Origin of the sequence: Endozoicomonas acroporae (assembly GCF_002864045.1) — a bacterium.
GTDB lineage: Bacteria > Pseudomonadota > Gammaproteobacteria > Pseudomonadales > Endozoicomonadaceae > Endozoicomonas > Endozoicomonas acroporae.
This window is the reverse complement of record NZ_PJPV01000186.1, coordinates 1-1,171: the sequence shown is the minus strand read 5'-3', so window position 1 is coordinate 1,171 and position 1,171 is coordinate 1. Positions and strand designations below refer to the sequence as shown.

Below are 1,171 nucleotides of genomic sequence, written 5' to 3'. Positions count from 1 at the left end.
TGGAATTGGCGAAGCCTGACGACAACACTTCATTCATTGACTTCAGCGGGTGTTTTTACCCTTCATAACCCCATGGATGAGCGTGTAAAGCTTACTCAAGCTAACTTATTGTCAACGCTACTGGATGCAATAATATTTATCTGCAACCAAAAACCTCAAGCCAGGGACATTGATGCCCAGGGAGTCGCCAACCTGCTATGGGCCATGGCTAAACTGGCGGACAACGGGCAGAAGCGAACACAAGAGCTCAACGAGGCCGTGGCCGCGCTGTTGTTCCACGTGAACACACAGAAAGACCTGTTTAATGCTCAGGGTATCGCCAACCTGCTGTGGGCCATGGCAAAACTGGTGGACAAGGGGCAGGAGCGAACACCAGAGCTCAACGAGGCCGTGGCCAGACTATTGCCCGACGTGAACGCACAAAAAGCTAACTTTAAACCACAGGAAATTGCCAACCTGCTGTGGGCCATGGCGAAACTGGTGGACAACGGGCAGGAGCAGACCCCAGGGCTTAAAGGGGCCGTGGCCGTGCTGTTGCCCTTCGTGAACGCACAGAAAGACCAATTTATTCCTCAGCATATCGCCAACCTGCTGTGGGCCATGGCGAAACTGGTGGACAACGGGCAGGAGCGGACACCAGAACTGAACGAGTCCGTGGCCGCGCTGTTGACCCGCGTAAACGCACAGAAAGACCAATTTAATGCCCAAGGTGTCACCAACCTGCTGTGGGCCATGGCGAAACTGGTGGACAAGGGGCATGAGCGGACACCAGAACTGAACGAGGCCCTGGCCGCGCTGGTGCACCACGTGAACGGGCAGAAAGTTCACTTCAAACCACGGGAAATCGCCAACCTGCTGTGGGCCATGGCAAAACTGGTGGACAGCGGGCAGGAACAGACACCAGAACTCAACGAGGCTGTGGCCGGGCTGTTGCCCCACGTGAGCGCACAGAAAGCTAACTTCAGACCACAGGGTATCGCCAACCTGCTGTGGGCCATGGCGAAACTGGTGGACAACGGGCAGGAGCAGACACCAGGGCTTAAAGGTGCCGTGGCCGTGCTGTTGCCCTTCGTGAACGCACAGAAAGACCAATTTATTCCTCAGCATATCGCCAACCTGCTGTGGGCCATGGCGAAACTGGTGGACAACGGGCAGGAGCGGACACCAGAAC

1 protein-coding gene is annotated in these 1,171 nt (G+C 56.0%); it reads left to right on the top strand.

The genetic code is table 11. The annotated features are described in order from the left end of the window. Window positions 1-1,171: DUF1601 domain-containing protein (locus CX664_RS23310; RefSeq protein WP_146000262.1), on the top strand; the 1,171-nt coding region annotated here is incomplete at both ends.